The following is a 21,170-nucleotide window of genomic DNA, read 5'->3' on the forward strand; positions in this document are numbered from 1 at the left end:
TCTGACGCGGGTTCGCGCACAGATTCAACGATTTGGCCGATTTTCCAACCCCAATCCGTCAAAAATCGGTAATCCGAATATTTAGATGTCAAAGCGGCACCCCAATAAAACATGGAACTTTACCCCGCGACCACCTTGCCGCCCGCCACAAATTCGCGTTACAGGGCCGCGAAACAGGTGAATTGAATATGAAGCGCGCCTTCTTCGCACTGATCTGCCTGACTTTCGCCGTCATCGCACAGCAAAGCCTGGCACAGTCCCTTTCGGTCACAACCGTGACCCGCCCGCCATTTTCCTATGTCGAGGATGGCGACGAAACCGGTTTCTCTATGGATTTGCTGGCGGCTTTGGCCGAGGCTCTGAACTGGGACTACACGGTCAACCGCGTCGACGCCTTTTCTGACATGTTGGGTGCCGTGCAGAGCGGATCTGCAGACCTTGCCATCGCCAATATCTCGATCACTGCCCTGCGCGAAACGCAAATGGATTTCTCTCAACCGATCTTTGAGGCCGGTCTTCAGATCATGGTACCCTCGGACGCGGTACGAAAACCATCGTTGTTGCAGGCCCTGCTATCGAAAGAACTGTTCATCGCAATCGGGCTGGCCTTTGCCATTCTCCTCGGTGGCGGCATGTTGATGTGGAGCTTTGAACGCCGCGCCCAACCCTATTTCGACCGCGACCTGAACGAAGCATGGTTCCCATCGTTCTGGTGGGCGCTGAACTTGGTTGTGAATGGCGGTTTCGAAGAGCGAATGCCGCGCACTCCGTTCGGTCGAATGTTGGGTGTCGTGTTGGTTGTGTCATCCTTGTTCATCGTGTCGGTGTTCACCGCCCGTATCACCTCGGTCATGACTGTGGATGCCATTACCGGCAGCGTGAATTCGGTGAACGACCTGTACGGCAAGACTGTCGGGACAATATCAGGGTCGACTGCGGCCAGTTTTCTGAACCGGCGCGAGATCGAGTTTACCAGCTATCCGGGGTTGAATGAGATGCTGGACGCATTCAAGGCCGAAGATCTGGATGCTGTCGTGTTCGACGCGCCGATCCTGTCCTATTTTGCAGCCCATGAAGGCCGGCGGATTGCGTCGATGACAGGCGGTGTTTTCCTGCGCGAGAATTACGGCATCGCTTTCCCGACCGGATCACCACTGGTCGAGGATGTAAATCAGGCATTGCTTGGCTTGCGCGAAGACGGAACCTATGACGAAATCTATCGCAAGTGGTTCGGGTCGCGGAACTAGACCTGCGCCTCGTCTCCGAAAAACGGTGTCATCTGCGCGACGATCACTGCGTTTTCATCCAATGCTCTTTGCATCAGCGCGCGTTCGTCCGCCTCGATATCGTGACCTTGCGCTTCACGTTCGGCCAATGTGCCGTATCCGGTGACATCCAGCGGTGCGGTGTCGGCCTGCTTCAGGATCGCGACCGTCTCACGCACGGCCTCGGCCTCATCCACGCCGCTGGCATAGCACATCAGCGCCGCGCCGGTCGCCCCATCGGGCAGCCCGTCGCCCTCCTTGCGGCCAATCTGGACCAGAAGGGTATAGACTTGCTGACGCGAGGGTTTCTTTTGCTTCTCCATGCACCGGGCCATAGCCCCGCGCCGGTTCGCGGTCAAGCAGCCAACAATTGCAGGAGCCCCGCCTTGCCCCCATAGTACCCGGAATAAACCGATCCCGAATACAAAGGACGTCTTCATGCCCTACCCAGATTTCATAGCGAGTTTTCCCAGCCTCGACGTACCATTCCCTGACGACGTGGTGCAAACGGCCGTGATCCGGTCGGATGCGGGCTTGGTGGCGTTCTTTACGTTTCTTCAGGATTTCGAATTGCCCTTACATTCTCACAAAGCCCAATGGGGCACAGTGGTGGAGGGTGAGATTGAATTGACCATCGACGGGCAGACCCGGACCTACCGCTCGGGCGACAGTTATTCGATCCCATCAGGCGTAGAACATGGCGGCAAAATCAAGGCTGGCACGCGGGTCATAGATGTTTTCGAGGAACCGGACCGATATCCGATCAAGGGATAAGCTGGGTGAGAGACTCAGTGAACGCCAGTCTCGACCTCCCCCATTGATTGAAGGCCTCAGGCCCGAAAAACTGTTGAGGTGAATCCGGCGGCGATGGTGAAACCGAAAGTGCTGAGATAAATACAGGAAGCACAGAAGTCGAAGCCATGCAAGGTGAGAACCGCTAAGCACCGCTTCAAGGCTGGCCAAGGCCACGAGCTTGGTATCTGGTTCAGCCAACCTGACCCAAAAAACAAAAGGCCGGAGCGGTTACGCCCCGGCCTTGCGCGTTAATCAGAACGATCAGTCCCGCAGCAATTCGTTGATGCCCGTTTTCGAGCGGGTCTTTTCGTCAACCCGCTTCACGATCACCGCGCAATAGAGGCTGACATTGTTCTTCGACGGCATGGAACCCGCGACCACAACCGAATAGGGCGGAACCTCGCCATACATGACTTCTCCGGTTTCGCGGTCCACGATCTTGGTGGATTTACCAATGAACACGCCCATTCCCAGAACCGAGCCTTCGCGGACGATACATCCCTCGACCACTTCCGAGCGCGCGCCGATAAAGCAATTGTCTTCAATGATGGTCGGGCCAGCCTGCATCGGCTCAAGCACTCCGCCAATGCCAACGCCACCCGACAGGTGCACATTCTTGCCGATCTGCGCGCAGGACCCGACAGTGGCCCAGGTATCAACCATCGTGCCTTCGTCAACGTAGGCCCCAAGGTTCACGAAAGACGGCATTAGCACCACGCCCGGTGCAATAAATGCCGACTTGCGAACCACGCAGTTTGGAACCGCGCGGAACCCGGCAGATCGCCACTGGTTTTCACCCCAACCGGCGAACTTGCTGTCCACCTTGTCCCACCAGCCGCCGTCCTGCGGACCGCCAGGCTGGATTTCCATGTCCTTGATACGGAAGCCCAGCAGAACCGCCTTTTTGGCCCACTGATTTACGTGCCAGTCACCGGTTTCCAGCTTTTCCGCCACGCGCAACGAGCCACTGTCCAGCGCATTCAGCGTATCCTCGATCGCCTCGCGCTGCTCGCCAGTTGTGGCGGGCGTGATTGTCTCGCGTGCCTCCCAGGCGGCTTCGATGGCGGCTTCCAGTTGCGCGTTGGACATGGGGTGTCTCCCTACAGAATCTGTTCACGTTGATTTGGCCTATACGCAAGCCGGACCCATGGCGCAATGCGACGTAGACGGGTCCAATTGCGTCTGAGGCAGAGGGTTATCAGCTTGCGCGCCGAATATGGCGGGTCAGGATCGCCGTTGCTGTGGCCATTTCCTTGCGCTTCAACGCCCGCACGATGGCCGCATGATCCGTGTCAGCCCGTTGCACCCATTTAAACCGCCATTGCGCGAACAGATGGCGCGCGCTTGCGATATGCAGATCGTCGATTGCGTGCAAAAGCCGAGGCAACCCGCAAGGCGTCAGAATGGCGCGATGGAACGTTCTGTTCAGAGCCTCCCATTGCGGCATCGACTGCGCCTCGTCACAAGCGATGCGTGCGTTTTCGATCTTCTCCAGCGCGACCGGAGACATGTTTTGCATCGATTGCTGCAACGCCAGCGTTTCCAACGCCACGCGCATTTCGATCACCTCCCGAACCTCTGCCGGGTCCAGCGCCGTAACCCGCATTCCCTTGCGTGGTTCATGCCGGGCCAATCCATGCGCCTCAAGCCGCAACAAGGCTTCACGCACCGGAACATGGCTGGTATTGAAGGTTCGGGCAATATGATCCTGCAGTAGCTTTTCACCGGCTGCCAGCTCTCCGGTGATGATCCGCTGGCTGAGGCTTTGGTAAATCGTGTCGGAAATCATTGCAGTCATGGATTATAGATAAAATCCACCATCCACATCCACAACCCGATAATTCACCCAGCGAACGGGTCCGGCGCGATATTTGCACCGCACACCAGAACACCCACGCGTTCACCCTGTTCAGGTCGGTACGCACCCGAGGTCAAGGCGGCCAATGCGGTCGCGCCGGCAGGTTCTACCAGAATGCGATGCGCGCGCCAAAGCGCCTGTTGTGCCGCCGCGATGGCATCGTCTGACACCAGAACCGAACTCATACCCTGCGCCAGTTCAAAACAGATTTCGCCGATCCGCCGCGCGCCCAGCGCGTTTGCGGCGATGCCCGACACGGAAACATCAACCGGCTCACCAGCGCACAACGCAGCATTCAACGCACAGGACGTTTCCGGCTCGACCGCCACAACCTTGCGCACGCCACCGAACCAGGCCAGCGCCCCGGCGATCAGCCCGCCGCCGCCAACAGCGACCAGTACCGTATCCGCCTGCAAGCCCTGGGCGTCCCATTCGGCAAAACAGGTCCCTTGCCCCGCCACCGTGGCCGGGGCGTCATAAGCATGGATCTGCATTGCACCCGTCATTTCCTCATGCTCTTGCGCTGCGGTCAGCGCGTTTGCGTATTCACCGGAAACAACGCTCAGGTCGGCACCGGTTTGCCGGATCAGTGCGATCTTGGACGGACCCGCCAGTTCCGGCACAAATATCTTTGCAGGATACCCCAGCGTCTGCGCTGCATAAGCTGCCGCCGCACCATGATTGCCACCGGATGCGGCGACCACACCCGCAGCCGACACATCCGAGCTGAGCAGCGTATTGAACGCACCCCGCGCCTTGAAACTGCCGGTATGCTGCATGTGCTCGAGTTTCAGTTCAACCGGATAGCCGGGAATGTTGCTTTCCATAACCGGGGTCACCTGCGCATATCCCGCGATGCGGTCCCGTGCTGCCGATATTTCACTTTTCCAATTCATTCTCGTCTTTCCGTGACTGGCACTCTGCCCGCGAACCCTATAGCTGTTTGTCAAACACGCAAGCAGGGATCGATCACCGATGAGAGAAGACCGCCACAGTCCGTTTCGCGATGCGCAGACCGACCGCTCGACCGCAAAAGAGGTTCCGGACACACCGCAAACACGCTCTCCGGCCTACCGTCTGGCTTTCGCGGATGACGAGTTTCTGTGCCGGGACGAGCTGCGCCCTGTACGGTTGCAGCTTGAGTTGCTGAAACCCGAAATGATCATGACCGAGCGGGAGATCACGTCGACCATCGTCATGTTCGGCGGCGCCCGCATTCCCGAACCCTCGCAAAAGCACACCGCGCGGACAGAAACCCTGGCCGGTCTGTCGAAATATTATGATGAGGCACGCGAATTCGCGCGACTGATGACCGTGAAATCGAAAGAAACCGGATGCCGCGAGAATGTGATCGTCACTGGCGGCGGCCCCGGTGTGATGGAAGCTGGCAATCGCGGTGCACACGAAGCAGGCGGGTGCTCGATCGGGCTGAACATCGTGCTTCCGCACGAACAGGCACCAAACAGCTTCGTGACGCCAGATCTCAGCTTTAATTTCCACTATTTTGCGATCCGCAAAATGCACTTCCTGATGCGCGCCCGCGCCATCACCATCTTTCCCGGTGGGTTTGGGACGCTGGATGAACTGTTCGAATCCCTGACCCTGATCCAGACCGGCAGAATGGATCGTGTGCCTTTCCTGCTGTTTGGCCGCGCGTTCTGGGAAAAGGTCATCAACTGGGACGCACTGGCGGATGCCGGTACGATCTCGGACGAGGATCTGGACCTGTTCCGCTTTGTCGATACCGCGCAGGAGGCGGCCGAGATCATTGACAACTGGGAACCCGCCCCGCCTCGCGACGAAATTCCGGGGCGCTGAGCGATGAAACCCCCAAAGACAGGCGAAATGCTCCACCTGCGTGGCAACGCGTTGTCAAAAGGCGAACCCGTCGCCCTTCCACTGACGCAAAGCAGCATGTTCCATCTGCCCGGTGCGCCGGACGGCCACCCGACCTATGGCCGTGTCGATAACCCCACCTGGGTACATCTTGAGCATGTTTTGTCGCATCTGGAAGACGCGCCTTGTCGCAGCTTCCCGTCCGGCATGGCCGCGATTTCTGCGGCTCTGTTTGCAACGGTGCAAGCCGGTTCGCGCCTTCTGATCCCTTCGGACGGGTACTATGTCACCCGTCTGCTGGCGGACCTGTTCCTTTCGCGTCTTGGCGTGACAGTTGAAGAGCGACCGACCACTGCGTTTGCCGAAGGTGGTTTTGACGGGTTTGACGTTGTGTTCGCCGAAAGCCCTTCGAACCCCGGTCTGGACATGATTGACCTGAAAGTTATAGCCAAACAGGTGCGGTCTGCTGGCGGGGTGACGATTGCCGACAATACGACGTTGACACCGCTGGGTCAGCGTCCGTTGGATTTGGGCATCGACGTGGTCGTGTCGTCCGACACCAAGGCGATGGGCGGGCATTCCGACATGCTGATGGGTCACGTGGCCAGCCGCAACAGTGACATCATGGAACGGGTCGAGGAATGGCGGAGAGTCTCCGGCTCGATCCCCGGACCGCATGAGGCATGGCTGTTGCATCGCGGGTTGGAAACGCTGGATGTCCGGTTCGACCGGATGTGCAGCTCGGCTCAGGTAATGGCAGAACGGTTGGCAGGTCACCCAGCGGTCAAGCAGGTCCGCTATCCCGGGCTGGCCGATGATCCATCACACGCAGTGGCGCAGGCACAAACGGCACGGTTCGGATTTCTGCTATCCTTGACTTTGGAAAGCGAAGACAAGGCCGAAGCCTTCATCAACACTTGCCCGCTTTTGCGCCCCGCCACATCCTTCGGAGGTGTTCACAGCTCGGCCGAGCGCCGCGCGCGCTGGGGCGATAGTGTCGACCCGGCCTTCATCCGACTGTCCGTTGGATGCGAACCGGTGGACGAACTGTGGCAAGCGATCGAGGCCAGCCTGAACGCGCTGTGATTACTTATTCGCGGCACGCAGGTCCTTGAAAACGTAGATCGGCAGTACCACGCTGGCGATCAGCGCCCCCAGCCAGACAAGCAGCGTCGCCGCCAGCAGGTTCGAGATACCGCCAACGGTCAGCCCCGACGCGATGAGGTCGGTCACCAGCAGGCCCACAAATGTCACGACCAGGGCGATCCCGCCTTTCAATGCGGGCGCTTTCTTTTCGCCAAGCTTCAGTATCAAGGGCTCGGCGATCACCTGAACGACGGTGAAAACAATCACAACCACGATAAATGAGATCGGTTTGATCGCGAAACCGGACAGTATCAGCGAAGCCAGCAACAGCCCGATGGCATTGCCGGCCAGCAGGGCCAAAGCGGATTTAATTCTGCGCGACATGGGATGGCCTCCGTCAATCTACAATCAGAAATATGAAGATATTAGCAGACTTCTAAGTTTTTTCGAGACAATTCAATCGCCTCTTCCTTTTGACCCGTTGAAAACACATGGTAGAACACTTTCATCAAGATCAGACCTGCCCTGACCCGCGAGTGTGAGATGAGCGACGATCCCTATTCCGTCCTTGGCGTACCGAAAGACGCCAGTGCCGACGAAATCAAGAAAGCCTACAGGCGTATTGCTAAGGAGTGCCACCCGGACCTGAAACCCGGCGATGCCAAGGCCGAGGCCAAATTCAAGGCCGCAGCTGCTGCGTATGACTTGCTGAAAGATCCTGAAACCCGCGCCCGTTACGACAATGGCGAAATCGACGCATCGGGTCAGGAACGCCCGCAACAACACTATTACCGGGACTATGCCGAGGCCGCTGGAAACCCCTATCGCGGGCGTCAGGCGGACCCGGACGACATGTCGGACATCTTTGCCGAATTCATGCGCGGCCGCGGTGGATTTGGCGGCCAGCAAAGGCATGAGTTTCATGCGCCGGGGCATAACCTGAATTATTCCCTGCAAATCAGCTTTCTGGATGCCGTGTTTGGCGCCAGTCAGAAACTGACGCTACCAGACGGCAACCGGATCGAGGTCAAGATCCCCGCCGGGATAACCGAAGGTCAGACCATCCGCCTGCGCGGCAAGGGTGCTCCGGGTTATGGCGAAGGCCCTCCGGGGGATGCGTTGGTGACCGTCACGGTCGCCAAACATCCGGTGTTTGACCGTCAGGGCGACGACATCCATATCACGCTGCCGATCAGCATCGATGAGGCCATTCTGGGCGGGAAAGTCGCCGCCCCCACCATCGATGGCGGTGTGAACGTCAATGTTCCGGCGGGCACAAGCAGCGGCAAAACCCTTCGCCTGCGCGGCAAGGGGGTGAAGAAACGCGGCTCGTCCCTGCGCGGCGACCAACTGATCGAATTGACTGTCTCGATGCCCGACAAGATCGATGATGATCTCAGGCAGTTCATGGAGACATGGCGCGAAACGCACCGCTACGATCCGCGGAAAGGAATGCCGTCATGACCCTGACCGAAAAGGAACTGATCGAAACCGTCTCGCGCCTGACCTCGGACCGCCTGACCGAGTATCTTGCGGCCGAGATCGTGATCCCTGAACAATCGGAGCAGGGGCTGGTCTATCACAGTATCGACGTTGCCCGGCTGGAACTGGCTTGCGAGTTGCACGAGCAATACGACATGGAGGCCGATGCGCTGTCGATGATGATCTCGCTGATTGATCAGATGCATGGGCTGCGCGCCGAACTGCGTGAGGTTCTGAACGCAGTCGAGGCGCAACCCGAGCCGGTGCGCCAACAACTGATCGAAGTTATCGGCACAGCGCGGTTCCGTCGCAGATAACAGGGTTTTGGGCGCAATGATTATGGCGTAGAAGGCCGCCTTGATCCTTTGTCAGGTAGCTTCCATGACCCAGCCCAGATCCGAGTTGCTGATGCCTGCGGGCAATCTGCGCAAACTTAAACTCGCCATCCTCTATGGGGCAGACGCCGTGTATCTGGGCACGCCGGATATGTCGCTGCGCACCAAGTCCGAGTTTTCGCTGGACGAGGTAATTGAAGGGGTCGAGTTCTGCCACAACCATGGCCGGCGCGCCTACCTGACACTGAACCTGTTCTCGCATAACAAAGACATCCCGAAACTGGACGAATACATCGACACGGTGCGCAAGGTGCAGCCCGACGGGTTGATCATCGCCGATCCGGGCGTATTCCAATACGTCCGCGAGCGCGCGCCCGAACTGCCGCTGCATATCTCGACCCAGGCCAATATCTGTTCGTGGTTGTCGGTGAAGTTCTGGCAGGATCAGGGGGCCGAGCTGGTGGTTCTGGCGCGTGAGGTTTCCTATCCCGAACTGGTCGAGATCCGTGAGAAATGCCCTGATATCAAGTTAGAAGCCTTCGTGCACGGCGCTATGTGCATGACCTATTCGGGCCGCTGCCTGCTGTCGAATTTCATGGCCGAACGCGGGGCCAACCAGGGCAACTGCGCCAATTCCTGCCGCTGGAACTACGGTCTGAAACTGCGCCTCAAGGATGGCACGCATCAGGAATTGCGTATCACCGAAGAAAACGCCGACCTGTTCGAATTTCTGCTGGAAGAAGGCTGCCGCCCCGGTGACCTGATGCCTATCGAAGAGGATGATCGCGGCTCGTACATCCTCAACTCCCGCGACCTCTGCATCATGCCGAAGCTGGACGAGTACCTGAAAATCGGAGTCGACAGCCTCAAGGTCGAAGGGCGCGGCAAATCGGAATACTACGCCGCGATCGTCGCGCGGGCCTATCGTATGGCCATCGACGATTACTATGCCGACCCCCAGAACTGGGACCCGAAACCCTATATACGCGAGTTGGAGACCGTGGGTAACCGCGGCTATACGCTGGCCTTCCACGAAGGGCGGCTGACCAACTACGCCCATGATTACGAACACACAGCATCCATCGCGCAGTGGGAATATGCCGGGATCGTCACCGAAGTGACCGAGGATGCTTTTCTGGTCGAGGTAAAGAACAAGCTGGAACCGGGCGATGTGCTGGATTTCGTCTCGCCCACCTCGCGCGAGACGGTTCTGCTGCGGGTCTATGATTTCGAACGCGCCCATGATGGTGCGCGGTTGGACGTGGTACATGGTAGCACAAAAACCATCATTCGGATGCCTTTCACCCTGTTCGATCACGAGGATACCGACGACCTGCGCGCCCGTTTTCCGGTCTACTCGGTGCTGCGCAAGGAACGCGCCCTGACCGACGAACACTGGAGCCGCATTCGCTTTGACAAGCTCGTGCAGGGATTGGAAACCTCCGGTCGAGACAATCCAACAGCTTATGCACGCCGTCGCGATGATCTGGTTGAAAAGATTGGCCAAGACGGTAACGAACGCCGGTTCAAGACAAACCGCATCGGCACGGAAGGATGCTGCGGCAAGGGCTGCAACGGATGCCTGATCTTCTGGCAGGATGACAAATACGCGTTGGCACGCGAGGTACTGTCCAAACGGAAGCAAGGCGAGCAACTCAGCCGCCGCGAGGCGACAGAACTCAAGCTGCCGGGTGAACCGGCTTAGTTTCCCACCCGATATTCTTCGGGAACAAAGAATGTATAGTCACGATCCGCCACTTGTTCGTGACAGACATGGCAATAGGCAACTTCGCTGGCACGGGCGCCCATGGTATCGCCATACAAGGACCCGTCTGGCAGCACCATGATATAACGCCAGTCAGCGGTGTTCGGGCTGGTACCCTCTGGCAGTTTTTCCATTATGAACATGGCGCCGGGATGTATGTGACCTTCATCGGTCACAGTCATGCTGTCCTTGGCAAGCACCGATCCCATGGGAAGTTCTTCGCCTTTCTGCAATGTCCCGTAGTTATGGGCCATTCGGTTGGCATACGTGTTTACGTAACGCTGCCCGTGTGTGGCCGAGATATATGGCGCGTCGTTGAAAAGCGGCCAGCTTTGGTAGTTGAGGATCAGATCCAGTTGCGCCGCGGCATACCCCCGTGCCATGCGACGGCTTAGTGAATGGTAGTGGGCCGCGGCCTCATCCTTGCTCAGCTCTGCCGGATTTTCGATCGCGATGTGAGCGTTGTGACCATCCGCCGTTGCCAGTCCTGAAGAAATCAGAAGTATCGCGCACGCAATGGCTTTGTGCTGGAGAATTATTCGAAGATACGAGTCCATTATTACGACCCACCTGAAAATCAGTTCGCCTGAGCGCCACGTGACGACAGAGTTCTTATTCTAGCGGCTCTGGGATCTCTTACCAGCTCAGGTCCCGGAAACTCACCGCCTTGTGCTTCGATTTGAACCTGCATCCTGCGGCATTGAATCATTAATATATAGCAAATTATGCATATTGAATCAGCATCTGAAACATTAAGTTTACAGGCACACTTCATGCGTGCAGGCGGTCATCTTGGACAATCAAAGCACGACCACCCGATCTATGATGAACCGGACAGGAAAACTACCGGGTTAAACCGGCTTCGGACTCAATCTGTTTGCGCGATTTGCGGGCACGTTCGGTTGCCGATTTCAACTGACCGCACGCCGCCATGATATCCTCGCCCCGTGTCTTGCGAATGGGAGAGGCGTAGCCTGCCTGATAGATGATGTTGGCAAAAGCGCGGATGCGGTTGTTCGAGCTGCGCTTGTACGGTGCACCGGGCCATTCGTTGAACGGGATCAGGTTGATCTTGGCCGGAATCTTGTGGTGCTTGATATGGTCGATCAAACGATGGGCATCCTCGTCACTGTCATTCACACCGTCCAGCATCACGTATTCGAACGTGATCCGCTCGGAGTTCGAGGCATTGGGATAGCTGGCCAGCGCCTGCAACAACTCATTGATATTCCAGCGCTTATTGATCGGGACCAGAACGTCGCGGGTTTCATCCGTGGTTGCATGGAACGAGATCGCCAGCAGACAGCCGATTTCCTCGGCGGTGCGTGCAATTTCGGGTACCACTCCGCTGGTCGACAGCGTGATGCGGCGGCGCGACAGGGATATCCCCTCGGGGTCCATCGCGATCTTCATCGCATCGCGGACGTTTTCGAAATTGTAAAGCGGCTCGCCCATTCCCATCAGAACGATGTTTGACAGAAGGCGCGTTTCATCCTTTGGCGCACCGGGGGTCGGCCATTCGTCAAGATCGTCGCGCGCCATCATGATCTGCCCGACAATTTCGGCAGATGTTAAATTACGTACAAGCTTCTGGGTGCCCGTATGACAAAACGAACATGTCAGTGTACATCCGACCTGAGATGAAATGCACAGCGTACCGCGATCTTCTTCGGGGATGTAGACCACCTCGACCTCGTGCCCACCCGCGATCCGGCACAGATATTTGCGGGTCCCGTCCTCGGATACCTGTCGGGTCACGACCTCGGGTATCTCGACCACAAAGTTTTCGGCCAGTTGCGCACGGTAGGCTTTGGCGAGATTCGTCATCTGGGAAAAATCGCGCACGCCCCATTGATAGATCCACTGCCAGATCTGACCGGTACGCATCTTTGCCTGCTTATCGGGCGTACCATGTTCGATCAGGACCTCGCGCAAACGGTCGCGGGTGAGACCGACAAGGTTCACCTTCCCCTCGGGCAATTTGCGAGGGAGGGTCATGACGTCTTGAGTGATCGGCGCTTTGGGCGACATTGTGGTACCTGCTGAGGCGTATCTTCAAGGATTCTGGCTTGGGATGCGCCTCTATATAGGAACCTGTGCAAAGATCAAAAGGAATCGTTTCAGTCAGTCTGCAAAACTCAACAGTTCTTCAACGCGTGCCCGCCCCAAATTCACCCGGCATGATGTGATTGCGATACCTGTACCCGATCCGCCACCAAACGACGCGCCGACGGCGGTGCAATGCGTATCGCGATAGGTTTCCCAGGCTTGTTGCGCCGCTATGAGGGCAGGTTCAGCCACTATCCGCCCGGTGACCTCGTCCAGCTCCTTGGCAGATTGTACCGCCAAATCAAAACTCACCTGCAGCGCGCGCGACACCCGTGTGTCCATCTCTCCGACGCAGGATCCGATTTCGACTTGTGATCCGGCGTCGGAACATTCCAACGCCGGGTCGGCGGTTGCGGTGGCTGGCAAAAGCAGCGCAATCAAGATCAGACGCATGGCCGCCTCATTCATCTATTCGGCAGGGGTCAGGCCAGAGTAACATGTTTTGCCAGAAAGGTTTAGATGCAGGTTGGCCCCCTGAACCAACGGAAATGCAGTTCCGCGTCAGACACCCGCGGGTGGGATATAGCAATCTTCGGCATCCAGGGTCTTGACCGGATCGTTCGGTCCGCATTGTTCGCCGGTTACAGGATAAGTCTCGCCCTTGTTTTCGCAGGCACTCAGCAGCATGGCTGATATCATCATCAACGCGGCAAGAGATTTGTTCAGCATGGTGGCAACTCCTTGGTTTCTCTTGAACTGATTAGTTCGGAAATCGTCAGAGCTCACATTGATACGGATCAAGTAAACGGGTTGATCCTGCGTAAAGTTGCATCTTGCGCTCTGGGGTGAGTAACAGTGCTGTTCCACGTTGTGATTGAGTTCTGCGGTGTTGAAGGTTCCCCATCTCAGAGGGTTTAAACATAATTACGACGGAAGCGCTTGTGTGGCATACTGGTTGAATGTGGAGCGTACCGAAAGCGGCGCTTGGTGATACTGCATCCTGACAGGCACGAATAAGAAAAGGCTTACGCAGACCGGTCAACATCGCAGTCTTGGCCTTCAACTCGCCGCGCACAACGCGAGCGGATTGGGTTGATATGCGAACGATCAGTGACCGCAACGCGGACGGAACAGACTTTCACCTCTGCGGATCTTATGCCTGCCTGATTATATAGGTCTAGCGTGAGGTATCCGGTTCACTTCTCAATCCTGCTGATCTTTGTGCCCTGAAGACTTGTCCCTGCCATTAGGCCTTCCTGCCCGAAGACTATTGGAACGATATCGCCTTGTAGATCGTTTGTTCCCATGGACGCGGACCAACCCTGGTCGCCACCTACGAGTGTCGGGCCACTGCCTGCTTCCCACCCATTGTTGTTGCGGAAATATTCGAGCGCCTGATCATTGAGAAAGAACATGGCATATGAGAACTGCTGAACACCCGCCTGAAACCCATAAGACGCGCCGGCAATACTGTAGTATCCGGTCGTGTTGCCGTCTTCACGCATCGCTCCCTCTCCAAATTGACCGCCGACCATAAGGCCACCCTTGGTGATCTTTGGAAAGATCAGGATCGCGACTGACTGATCGGTCAGGTCTATGGTCTCAGGGGAACTTGTGTGGAGCTGAGCAAGTACAGCATCTGCACCGGAGTCGATCTCAGATGCAGTCGCACTGTCAGTCACGTCCAAAACGGTTTCACCGGCTGTTTCGGCTACATCCCCTACTTTTTTGGCCGCTCCAGAGACACCTTCTGTCACCTTGTCGAGTAAGCCTTGGGAACTCACCGATGGCACCATCGAAAGTTGCGCGAGGCCTGTCACCACCATTCCGACTGCTAATTTAGAGCGTAACATGTTTCCTCCAGTTGCCATTTTTTGGCTGGCACAAAGTTGCGACGGATCAACACTGGAAGGTTGTTCAAGTCGCAGACTCTCTCTACTTGCACGTTCCGTGTTCGACTCATTGAAGGTATCTGTTGCGTAGGGTGTCCAAGTCCTCATCCGTGAGGCCAAGACCTTCACGAAGGTAGCCATCGACCGAGCCATAGCTTTCTTCAACGCTCTTGTAGAACTCATCGAGATAGGACTCCCGCACGCCAAGCGAAGGCCAGACAGCTTCTGCCGTCATGCTTGTCCCCTGAGCCGCATTGACTTCAGCTGCGATCTGCTCGGCCTTGTTATCTGCATCCTTCAGAGTGTTGCTCATCATGAAATCGGCCTGAATGTCTTCTTTGGTGACGCCAAGCGCGGAAAGGACCAGCGCAGTTGCCACACCAGTACGGTCCTTCCCGCCTGAGCAATGATAGAGAACCGCTTCCCCTTTCGGCTGGCCAAGCAAGACATCGAACAGATCGCGGTATTCGTCTGTGTAATCCGTTGCGATGTAGCCAAAAGCTCCGGCGAACAAAGCATCGGTTTCTTCCGCTATGGCCGTCCCTGATTTGATGCTGGCGCGCATGTCTTCAATCATCTGGCTTTCATTCTCCATCACCGGGAAGTTATGGCGCGCGGGTCCTTCCCCTTCGGGCCATTGTGCGGGATGGGCCGTCGCTTCGGATGTGGTTCTGAGATCGACAATCACGCTGACACCCATTTCGTCCAGGCTCTGCATGCTACTCTCGCTGATCTCGTCTATCTCACCGGATCTGATGAGTTGCCCCGCACGCACTGAGCGGCCGTCTTCGGTTTTCAAACCACCTAGGTCTCGGGTGTTGAGGACGCCTTCCAGAGGCACGGCCCGCTCCTCTGCCGCGATGCCGGGAAGTGTGCCCACCGTCATCAGAAGGAGGGTCGCGCCAATTGATCTAATCAGGTTCATGTCTCTCTCCATTGCTTTGTCGGATTTAGGTCTTGATGTTCTTTTCTCCGTGCCGGCCGAAGGGATCTCACATTTGTCGACTCAAAACCCGAACCTTGCGCCGATGAACGGTCCTTTAAAGGTTAGATCAGACAGCACCTGGGCGTTGCCGAGATCCCAGTTCAGATACCGGTAGCCAAACACCAAGTCCCAATTGTTGATCCGATAATTGACCGCAGCGCTGAGTTGCGCAGTCAGATCGCTTTCGCCTGTGCCAATGTCTGCATAGTAGGAAAGGCCCCAACGATCCGCGATCTGGGTTGTCCCGCGGACGCCAATGATTGCGTCCCAGTTGTTGATCCCCCCAGAGATGCGCTGTGATCCAGAAGCAATGGAAACATTAGCACTGGTGTCGAGATCCATGCCCCGAAACCCACCCAGAACAGCGACCCGCGTGCCGGTGTTGTCAACAAGATCATAGCCAACAGAGCCGGAAAATACTGTCCCACGCACGTCGGCGTCCGCGCTGGCTGGAATCCCTGGGCCCACGGCGGCGTCCTCGTCATCACTCAGATCCAGGTACAGCGCGTCCGCAAAAATCGAAAACCTGCCGCGCCGCGCCTCAACCGCGCCCATCAAGGCAAAATCGAGATTGTCGAGAATGTCGCTGAAGCTGATGTCGATGCTGCCACCGGTTGTTGTCTCTCCGCTCAGTGCCGGCCCCCAGAGATACAGATAGCCTGTGAAGTCCCACTTCGCGCCTTGTGCATTCCCATGCGTTGCGCAGCCCAAAGACAAACCAACGCTTATGGCGGCCAGGAGTTGCCTTTGGGCTGACGTGATTCTTTCAAACATGACATTGACCTGCTGATGTGCTGGCTATTCAGTGCGACGCACTGTCTTTTCATTCGAGGAGGGCGCGCAGACAGGCTCCGCGCGCCCTTGGATTTTCATTCTTGCCAACTCATGAAGACCTGCCGCGCTTCTTCGCTTTCGGGACGCAGGTTTTCTATGCCGCCATACGGAACGTCCTTGCCGATCTCAGAGTTCGGATATTTGGCGATCATCTTCTGATGGCGCTTGACCATGTCCTGAAACGACGCTCCGGCCCACAGGGAATACCCAACCAACGGGTGCAGTTCGCGTGGGTCGCGATAGATGTTGTAAGTGGGTGCCGCAGCCCCAGGCTCACCCGGCGCAGGCAGGTGCATCTTGAACTCCTGCTTGACGACCGAGCGCAGGACCGGGCCCTCGTACACATAGACGTAGTCGCGGCGCCCATTGCCTTCACCTTCCAGAAACAGCGCCGTCTGGTCGATCCCGTCGATCACCCGATCACGCGGGATATAGTCAGTCGCACCGGCGATCCGTGCTATCGTTGTGTAGATGTCCGACACGTGGAAGATATCACCCACCGCACTGTCGGCCTCGATCACACCGGGCCAGCGAATGAACGCATCCGTCCGTACGCCCCCTTCGAGATGTTGAGTTTTTCCACCGCGATAGATCAGTTGGTTTAGTCCGGATGTTCCCTCGTATTGGTACATCAACCCGTTGTCAGCCATGATCATGACGATGGTATTGTCTGCCTTACCGGTTTCTTCCAGCTTGGCCAGCACCTCACCGATCCAGCTATCCAGAAGCTGCAATTTGTCCGCGTGGAACCCGCCGTTTCGCGATAGCGCCTGATCGGGATAGACAAAGTTCAGCGGGTACAGCGGCCAATATTGAAGAAAAAACGGCTCATCCAAGGCCGCGACGCGTTCAAGCTGTTCAATCGCCTGCGCCTGGTAGCGTTCGTTCATCTGTTTATACTTGGCCTGCGTCCATTCTTCGCCCGCAGCCATTTCGACCTCGCGGGCGGGCCCACCTGCCTCACCTTCGACACCGGTTACCAAACCGTAGGGCTTGAACCGCTCATCCAGCAGGAATTCGTTATTCTGGCCTGATGAATGGTATCCCAGCATATTGTTGGCCTGCATGGCTTCGCGGGTCATCAGGCTCAGCTGAACCTGTTGGTGCAGCGGGAAGGCCGCCCAATCGAAGCCCTGGTTGTGTGGATAAGCTTCCTCGATGTCGCCCTGATGCCATTTGCCCACGTGGGAGGTATTGTACCCCGCCTGTTTCAGGATTTCCGGCAACGTCACTTCACTCGCCGGCAGACCTTCGCCCACCAATGCGACCTTCACTTCCTCTACCCCGGCTCGGATCGGGTGCCGACCAGTCAGCATGGCCGTACGTGTGGGCGTGCACGAGGGCTCGGTGTACATCCGCATCAAAGACATGCCTTCGCTGGCAAAGTCATTGATGTTCGGGGTTTCAATGCCCATCACGTAGTTCATCTTGCGCTCGCCCATCTGGCCGAAGCTGATGTCATCGATAAGGATGTATAAAAAGTTTGGTGGCTTGCCGCCGTTGGCGTCCCGAATGTCTGCCAACCTCGCATCTATCTCAACATCCTGCGCATCCCATTGCTCTGCGAACTGGGCGCGCAAGAACTCAAACTCGCCGTCATGCACAATCGCCTCTTGTTGTGCGACCGCTGGCATGGTGCACAGCACTGCAAACATACTGGCCGCGATACCAGTCTTCTTTGTAACGCTAGTCACTCTTAGATCCCCCTTGAGTACTCGTAGATTCCATGGCCTGAACAATCAGTTCGTGGCACGTGGCCGAGAGCGATTGTTTTGATCTCTGTGCCAATTCCAAAAGGCGTTGGTGCTCAGGTGGCGTGAGAAACGTCACAACGCGTTCTGATCGCGCGTCGGCTTCTGGGAGCCGCGGTCGGCCCATAGTCGTATCGTTTGAGGACCCCCCAGTCACTTGACACCCCGCCTATCGAATTAGCTAGATTACCGGTAAACTGTCAGGCTCTGGGAATGGACCGCATCAAAAATTCGCCAAATTTGCAGAATGCTTCTCCTCCCAGATCGGACGGAGTAGCTCCCGTAATCGCGCTGATTTTTGACCATCCCAACATGATTGGGGAGTTTACACCCTGGGAGATCGACTTTCGGCAGCTCGATCCGGGGCGTTTGTCTACGAGAATAACAGTGCGCTCTGGACACTCGGTGTCCGCCCTGAACATTGCGATGAACCAGCGCGTTCACCAGCGCGGTGTTTCGCCAAAGGGATGGATGACCTTCGGCATCCCAACAAAGGGTGCCGTCGACAAATGGCAAGCAAAGGACGTAACCGATAGTGCATTTCTGTCTTTTGGAGATAGCGATGGATTTGACGGAGTTTCGACGGCTGGATTTACAGGCAACGTTATATCCTTTGAAACCCAACGACTGGAGAAGCTGGCTGACGCCTGTGGGTTTCATCTGAATGTCGACAAACCTGATGCCCGCAGATTGAGCTCCAAAGCAGGGTTGGCCTGCCTAGCGCAATTGGAGCGCCGGATATGCCAACTGCTTAGCAGCTCTGATGCACTATGGTCTCAAGAGGCAGAGGAAACTCTGATGCTTGAGGCCCTGAGCATCCTGACTGACAACGAAGCACATTTTGACAGAAGTCAGGCGCATACCAGACGACGCGCCCTCCACAGAGCAATCGACCGTATGCTCGCCAATCTTGAAGAACCAATTTCGATAGAAGAGATTTGCAAAGAAAGCGGGGCGTCCTGGCGAACACTGGATCGCGCGTTCAAAGAGCAGTTCGGACAAGGCCCCAAGTCATACTATATGCGACTTCGGCTGAACCGCGTTCGAGAGGACCTTCTTGCCGCGTCCCTCAATGGCACAATAACCGACGCGGCCAACCGGCACGGATTTTGGCACATGGGGCAGTTCGCGCGGGACTACAGGCTGTTTTTTGGGGAGTTGCCGTCGGAAACGCGATCCGGGTAGCTTAACAAAGCTTCTCTGCAAATCGGGAAATCTGTACGCGAGGAACTACGTGCTTTGGGTTCGGTGTAAGGTTGTTTGGCGTTCAATTCGATTGGCCAACAGCAGCATCGATGTAAATGCCCAAGGACGTTTAAGCCCGACGTTAAGCGGATTTGCAAAGTCAGCTTTTCTGCGCATTGCTGCAATTGGGGCATCGCGCAGCATCGGTCAAAGTGGGCTCAATCCTGCCATTTGAGGGCGGATTGAGCAATCGCAGCATGGACTGACCCACTTGACGGAAGTCCACATAAGAAAAGCCCCGCCAAAGACGGGACCATTTGCTTAGGCCGGGGTGCTTATTTGGTGCAGCGCTTTTCGGCGTCTTCGATTGCTGCGGTGAAGCCCAGCAACGAGAAAGTGTCCTTGGTTTGTGTGCCGCGTTCGGACCGGGCAGTCAGAACAGCCTCGGTTCCGCGTTTCAGCGCGGTGACGATCTTGGCGTCATCTGCATCTGATGCGGGCCAGGCCCACTCACCTTCGGTGAACAGTTCAAACTCGGACCCGTCGACATTCAGGTTCACCGTCGATCCAGGAGCAAACGGGTAGCCGCCGGTAAAGGTCACTTGTCCTTTGACCTCGGCATTGGGGCGATAGAACACAAACAACAGGATGTCGCTGCGCCGAACGGATACGACACGCCCGCCCCGGGTGTTCACGGTTTCCTTGGGGGCCGAAACGCTCCAGCATTCGGTGGGATCATCTTCGACAAAAACGCTCCAGTCCGTTTTTGCAGCAACCCGGTTTGTGCTTGTCGCCTGTTGGGCGAGTGCAGACGTTGCGGCGATGCCTGCCACACACAGGCCCGCAATCGTACGAACGAGCATTGATCCCATTTGTCCAGCCTCCTAGCTCGACCGATACCTCAAATCCATCGGACATGGCTGCGAACCCTTCCGGCCCGTCTATTCCGTTGCGCATTCCGATGATTGCCGACATACACACACTAACGCAGGTTTCGCCACAGGCGAAAGGGCGATTGGCAGATTTTTGCGCATAAATTTCGGAGGTCCTGATGAAACAGCCCGTAGCAATGACAGAACTGTGGCGCGGCAAGTTGCTGGAAAGCCTGCATCTGGGCCACGCGGTCATCTGCGACGACACCGGCCAGATCGTGCGCAGCTGGGGCGACCCGCAGGCGGTTATCTATCCGCGCTCATCCGCCAAGATGATTCAGGCGCTTCCGCTGGTCACGTCAGGAGCCGCGGCAAAATACGGATTGAACAGCGAACATCTTGCGCTGGCCTGCGCGTCCCACAACGGGGCCGCGATCCATACCGACCGCGTGACGGCGTGGCTTGATCATCTGGGGCTGAGCGAGCACGACTTGCGCTGCGGGCCACAGGAGCCAGCGGACACTGCCGCGCGGGATCGGCTGATTCTGGCGGATGACACCCCGTGCCAGATCCACAACAATTGTTCCGGCAAGCATTGTGGTTTCCTGACACTGGGTCAGCATATGGGCGCAGGACCGGAATATCTGGAAATCGACCACCCGGTGCAGCAGGCCTGCCTGTCTGCCATCGAAGAGACGTCAGGCGAAACCAGCCCCGGTTACGGTATTGACGGCTGTTCCGCCCCGAATTTCGCCGTGTCGCTGGCCGGGCTGGCCCGGTCGATGGCGTGGTTCGCAAGCGCCTCGGATCGGTCCGACCGTTCCAGCGAGGCGGCGGTTCAGTTGGTGGCAGCCATGGTGAAGCATCCGGAACTGGTTGCCGGTGAGACCCGTGCCTGCACCGAACTGATGCGCGCCATGAACGGGCGCGTCGCCATCAAGACCGGGGCCGAGGCGGTGTTTGTGGCCATCATCCCGGAAAAACGCATGGGCGTTGCGTTGAAGATCACCGATGGCACCACACGGGCCAGCGAATGTGCCATCGCCGCCATTCTGGTGAGCCTTGGTGTGCTGGAGGCCGATCACCCGGCCACCCGCAAATTCATGAACGCCACGCAATACAGCCGCCGGGGGCTGGAATGCGGCGTGATCAAACCTGCGCCGGGTTTCCCCGGCTAAGG

Annotated in this window: 23 protein-coding genes; 9 read left to right on the forward strand and 14 right to left on the reverse strand. The window is 57.1% G+C overall.

All coding sequences use genetic code 11. The annotated features are described in order from the left end of the window. The first annotated feature begins 188 nt into the window (after positions 1-188). Positions 189-1,247 (forward strand): transporter substrate-binding domain-containing protein, encoded by a 1,059-nt coding sequence (locus tag ACR0AP_RS08860; RefSeq protein ID WP_209505028.1) that lies wholly within the window; start codon positions 189-191, stop codon positions 1,245-1,247. Here ACR0AP_RS08860 and ACR0AP_RS08865 read toward each other — a convergent pair. Beyond that, complete coding sequence (locus ACR0AP_RS08865) at positions 1,244-1,588, reverse strand: hypothetical protein (RefSeq protein ID WP_480506457.1); 345 nt, start codon at positions 1,586-1,588, stop codon at positions 1,244-1,246. The two genes, ACR0AP_RS08860 and ACR0AP_RS08865, sit on opposite strands and share 4 nt — an antisense overlap. Before the next feature lie 115 nt (positions 1,589-1,703). Between ACR0AP_RS08865 and ACR0AP_RS08870 the strand changes: the two genes are divergently transcribed. Next, entirely contained in the window at positions 1,704-2,039 is a 336-nt protein-coding gene (locus ACR0AP_RS08870; protein ID WP_209598382.1) for a cupin domain-containing protein, read from the forward strand. A gap of 282 nt (positions 2,040-2,321) precedes the next feature. On the opposite strand, the gene dapD is transcribed toward ACR0AP_RS08870, so the two are convergent. The 3 genes from dapD to ACR0AP_RS08885 all read right to left on the reverse strand — a co-directional run bounded on the left by dapD (position 2,322) and on the right by ACR0AP_RS08885 (position 4,814). Continuing rightward, the gene (dapD, locus tag ACR0AP_RS08875; protein ID WP_480506458.1) at positions 2,322-3,149 is read right to left on the reverse strand and encodes a 2,3,4,5-tetrahydropyridine-2,6-dicarboxylate N-succinyltransferase; all 828 of its coding nucleotides are present in this window, start codon (positions 3,147-3,149) and stop codon (positions 2,322-2,324) included. Between the two features lie 109 nt (positions 3,150-3,258). Beyond that, complete coding sequence (locus ACR0AP_RS08880) at positions 3,259-3,858, reverse strand: GntR family transcriptional regulator (protein ID WP_480506459.1); 600 nt, start codon at positions 3,856-3,858, stop codon at positions 3,259-3,261. A 44-nt stretch (positions 3,859-3,902) separates the two neighbouring features. Next, a complete protein-coding gene (locus ACR0AP_RS08885) occupies positions 3,903-4,814 on the reverse strand; it encodes a threonine/serine dehydratase (protein WP_480506460.1) in 912 nt (303 codons plus the stop codon). Positions 4,815-4,893: 79 nt separating this feature from the next. On the opposite strand from ACR0AP_RS08885, the gene ACR0AP_RS08890 reads away from it, so the two are divergent. Together ACR0AP_RS08890 and ACR0AP_RS08895 are read left to right on the forward strand one after the other, a co-directional pair. Continuing rightward, complete coding sequence (locus ACR0AP_RS08890; protein ID WP_480506461.1) at positions 4,894-5,736, forward strand: LOG family protein; 843 nt, start codon at positions 4,894-4,896, stop codon at positions 5,734-5,736. A gap of 3 nt (positions 5,737-5,739) precedes the next feature. Beyond that, positions 5,740-6,840, forward strand: coding sequence for a cystathionine gamma-lyase (locus tag ACR0AP_RS08895; RefSeq protein ID WP_480506462.1), 1,101 nt, complete (start codon positions 5,740-5,742; stop codon positions 6,838-6,840). Here ACR0AP_RS08895 and ACR0AP_RS08900 read toward each other — a convergent pair whose 3' ends face one another. After that, positions 6,841-7,224, reverse strand: a complete 384-nt coding sequence (locus tag ACR0AP_RS08900) for a hypothetical protein (RefSeq protein WP_480493903.1) — start codon at positions 7,222-7,224, stop codon at positions 6,841-6,843. It abuts the gene before it with no gap. A gap of 159 nt (positions 7,225-7,383) precedes the next feature. Between ACR0AP_RS08900 and ACR0AP_RS08905 the strand changes: the two genes are divergently transcribed. The 3 genes from ACR0AP_RS08905 (at position 7,384) to ACR0AP_RS08915 (ending at position 10,362) form a co-directional block, all read left to right on the forward strand. After that, complete coding sequence (locus tag ACR0AP_RS08905) at positions 7,384-8,304, forward strand: DnaJ C-terminal domain-containing protein (protein WP_480506463.1); 921 nt, start codon at positions 7,384-7,386, stop codon at positions 8,302-8,304. Then, a complete protein-coding gene (locus tag ACR0AP_RS08910) occupies positions 8,301-8,639 on the forward strand; it encodes a hypothetical protein (RefSeq protein WP_480484160.1) in 339 nt (112 codons plus the stop codon). Before ACR0AP_RS08905 ends, ACR0AP_RS08910 begins: the two co-directional genes overlap by 4 nt. A 64-nt stretch (positions 8,640-8,703) precedes the next feature. After that, a complete protein-coding gene (locus ACR0AP_RS08915) occupies positions 8,704-10,362 on the forward strand; it encodes a U32 family peptidase (protein ID WP_480506464.1) in 1,659 nt (552 codons plus the stop codon). On the opposite strand, the gene ACR0AP_RS08920 is transcribed toward ACR0AP_RS08915, so the two are convergent. From ACR0AP_RS08920 to ACR0AP_RS08955, 8 genes are all read right to left on the reverse strand, one after another. Further along, complete coding sequence (locus tag ACR0AP_RS08920) at positions 10,359-10,979, reverse strand: cytochrome P460 family protein (RefSeq protein WP_480506465.1); 621 nt, start codon at positions 10,977-10,979, stop codon at positions 10,359-10,361. The two genes, ACR0AP_RS08915 and ACR0AP_RS08920, sit on opposite strands and share 4 nt — an antisense overlap. 286 nt (positions 10,980-11,265) lie before the next feature. After that, the gene (rlmN, locus tag ACR0AP_RS08925; protein ID WP_480506466.1) at positions 11,266-12,453 is read right to left on the reverse strand and encodes a dual-specificity RNA methyltransferase RlmN; all 1,188 of its coding nucleotides are present in this window, start codon (positions 12,451-12,453) and stop codon (positions 11,266-11,268) included. A 93-nt stretch (positions 12,454-12,546) separates the two neighbouring features. Beyond that, positions 12,547-12,924 (reverse strand): lysozyme inhibitor LprI family protein, encoded by a 378-nt coding sequence (locus tag ACR0AP_RS08930; protein ID WP_480506467.1) that lies wholly within the window; start codon positions 12,922-12,924, stop codon positions 12,547-12,549. A 108-nt stretch (positions 12,925-13,032) separates the two neighbouring features. Then, complete coding sequence (locus ACR0AP_RS08935) at positions 13,033-13,200, reverse strand: hypothetical protein (protein WP_480488542.1); 168 nt, start codon at positions 13,198-13,200, stop codon at positions 13,033-13,035. A 467-nt stretch (positions 13,201-13,667) separates the two neighbouring features. Then, entirely contained in the window at positions 13,668-14,324 is a 657-nt protein-coding gene (locus ACR0AP_RS08940; RefSeq protein WP_480506468.1) for a lipid-binding SYLF domain-containing protein, read from the reverse strand. Positions 14,325-14,430: 106 nt separating this feature from the next. Continuing rightward, positions 14,431-15,288, reverse strand: a complete 858-nt coding sequence (locus tag ACR0AP_RS08945; RefSeq protein ID WP_480506469.1) for a tyrosine-protein phosphatase — start codon at positions 15,286-15,288, stop codon at positions 14,431-14,433. A gap of 81 nt (positions 15,289-15,369) precedes the next feature. After that, positions 15,370-16,122 carry a porin family protein gene (locus ACR0AP_RS08950; RefSeq protein WP_480506470.1) on the reverse strand — a complete coding sequence of 251 codons (753 nt, stop codon included), beginning with the start codon at positions 16,120-16,122 and terminating at the stop codon, positions 15,370-15,372. A 95-nt stretch (positions 16,123-16,217) separates the two neighbouring features. After that, entirely contained in the window at positions 16,218-17,876 is a 1,659-nt protein-coding gene (locus ACR0AP_RS08955) for a sulfatase-like hydrolase/transferase (protein WP_480506471.1), read from the reverse strand. Between the two features lie 462 nt (positions 17,877-18,338). On the opposite strand from ACR0AP_RS08955, the gene ACR0AP_RS08960 reads away from it, so the two are divergent. Next, complete coding sequence (locus ACR0AP_RS08960) at positions 18,339-19,118, forward strand: helix-turn-helix domain-containing protein (RefSeq protein WP_480506472.1); 780 nt, start codon at positions 18,339-18,341, stop codon at positions 19,116-19,118. A gap of 335 nt (positions 19,119-19,453) precedes the next feature. Here the strand turns inward: ACR0AP_RS08960 and ACR0AP_RS08965 are convergent, their stop codons facing one another. Further along, on the reverse strand, positions 19,454-19,990 hold the full coding sequence (locus ACR0AP_RS08965) for an invasion associated locus B family protein (RefSeq protein WP_209505046.1): 537 nt from the start codon (positions 19,988-19,990) through the stop codon (positions 19,454-19,456). 179 nt (positions 19,991-20,169) lie between these two features. On the opposite strand from ACR0AP_RS08965, the gene ACR0AP_RS08970 reads away from it, so the two are divergent. Beyond that, complete coding sequence (locus ACR0AP_RS08970) at positions 20,170-21,168, forward strand: asparaginase (RefSeq protein ID WP_480506473.1); 999 nt, start codon at positions 20,170-20,172, stop codon at positions 21,166-21,168. Positions 21,169-21,170 lie beyond the last annotated feature (2 nt).

This window comes from Ruegeria sp. AF7, assembly GCF_056541885.1.

Excerpts from the sequence above, each read along its gene's own strand:
- ACR0AP_RS08860 (WP_209505028.1), top strand. The coding sequence starts at position 189 with ATGAAGCGCGCCTTCTTCGCACTGATCTGCCTGACTTTCGCCGTCATC.
- ACR0AP_RS08865 (WP_480506457.1), bottom strand. The coding sequence starts at position 1,588 with ATGGAGAAGCAAAAGAAACCCTCGCGTCAGCAAGTCTATACCCTTCTG.
- ACR0AP_RS08870 (WP_209598382.1), top strand. The coding sequence starts at position 1,704 with ATGCCCTACCCAGATTTCATAGCGAGTTTTCCCAGCCTCGACGTACCA.
- dapD (WP_480506458.1), bottom strand. The coding sequence starts at position 3,149 with ATGTCCAACGCGCAACTGGAAGCCGCCATCGAAGCCGCCTGGGAGGCA.
- ACR0AP_RS08880 (WP_480506459.1), bottom strand. The coding sequence starts at position 3,858 with ATGACTGCAATGATTTCCGACACGATTTACCAAAGCCTCAGCCAGCGG.
- ACR0AP_RS08885 (WP_480506460.1), bottom strand. The coding sequence starts at position 4,814 with ATGAATTGGAAAAGTGAAATATCGGCAGCACGGGACCGCATCGCGGGA.
- ACR0AP_RS08890 (WP_480506461.1), top strand. The coding sequence starts at position 4,894 with ATGAGAGAAGACCGCCACAGTCCGTTTCGCGATGCGCAGACCGACCGC.
- ACR0AP_RS08895 (WP_480506462.1), top strand. The coding sequence starts at position 5,740 with ATGAAACCCCCAAAGACAGGCGAAATGCTCCACCTGCGTGGCAACGCG.
- ACR0AP_RS08900 (WP_480493903.1), bottom strand. The coding sequence starts at position 7,224 with ATGTCGCGCAGAATTAAATCCGCTTTGGCCCTGCTGGCCGGCAATGCC.
- ACR0AP_RS08905 (WP_480506463.1), top strand. The coding sequence starts at position 7,384 with ATGAGCGACGATCCCTATTCCGTCCTTGGCGTACCGAAAGACGCCAGT.
- ACR0AP_RS08910 (WP_480484160.1), top strand. The coding sequence starts at position 8,301 with ATGACCCTGACCGAAAAGGAACTGATCGAAACCGTCTCGCGCCTGACC.
- ACR0AP_RS08915 (WP_480506464.1), top strand. The coding sequence starts at position 8,704 with ATGACCCAGCCCAGATCCGAGTTGCTGATGCCTGCGGGCAATCTGCGC.
- ACR0AP_RS08920 (WP_480506465.1), bottom strand. The coding sequence starts at position 10,979 with ATGGACTCGTATCTTCGAATAATTCTCCAGCACAAAGCCATTGCGTGC.
- rlmN (WP_480506466.1), bottom strand. The coding sequence starts at position 12,453 with ATGTCGCCCAAAGCGCCGATCACTCAAGACGTCATGACCCTCCCTCGC.
- ACR0AP_RS08930 (WP_480506467.1), bottom strand. The coding sequence starts at position 12,924 with ATGCGTCTGATCTTGATTGCGCTGCTTTTGCCAGCCACCGCAACCGCC.
- ACR0AP_RS08935 (WP_480488542.1), bottom strand. The coding sequence starts at position 13,200 with ATGCTGAACAAATCTCTTGCCGCGTTGATGATGATATCAGCCATGCTG.
- ACR0AP_RS08940 (WP_480506468.1), bottom strand. The coding sequence starts at position 14,324 with ATGTTACGCTCTAAATTAGCAGTCGGAATGGTGGTGACAGGCCTCGCG.
- ACR0AP_RS08945 (WP_480506469.1), bottom strand. The coding sequence starts at position 15,288 with ATGAACCTGATTAGATCAATTGGCGCGACCCTCCTTCTGATGACGGTG.
- ACR0AP_RS08950 (WP_480506470.1), bottom strand. The coding sequence starts at position 16,122 with ATGTTTGAAAGAATCACGTCAGCCCAAAGGCAACTCCTGGCCGCCATA.
- ACR0AP_RS08965 (WP_209505046.1), bottom strand. The coding sequence starts at position 19,990 with ATGGGATCAATGCTCGTTCGTACGATTGCGGGCCTGTGTGTGGCAGGC.
- ACR0AP_RS08970 (WP_480506473.1), top strand. The coding sequence starts at position 20,170 with ATGAAACAGCCCGTAGCAATGACAGAACTGTGGCGCGGCAAGTTGCTG.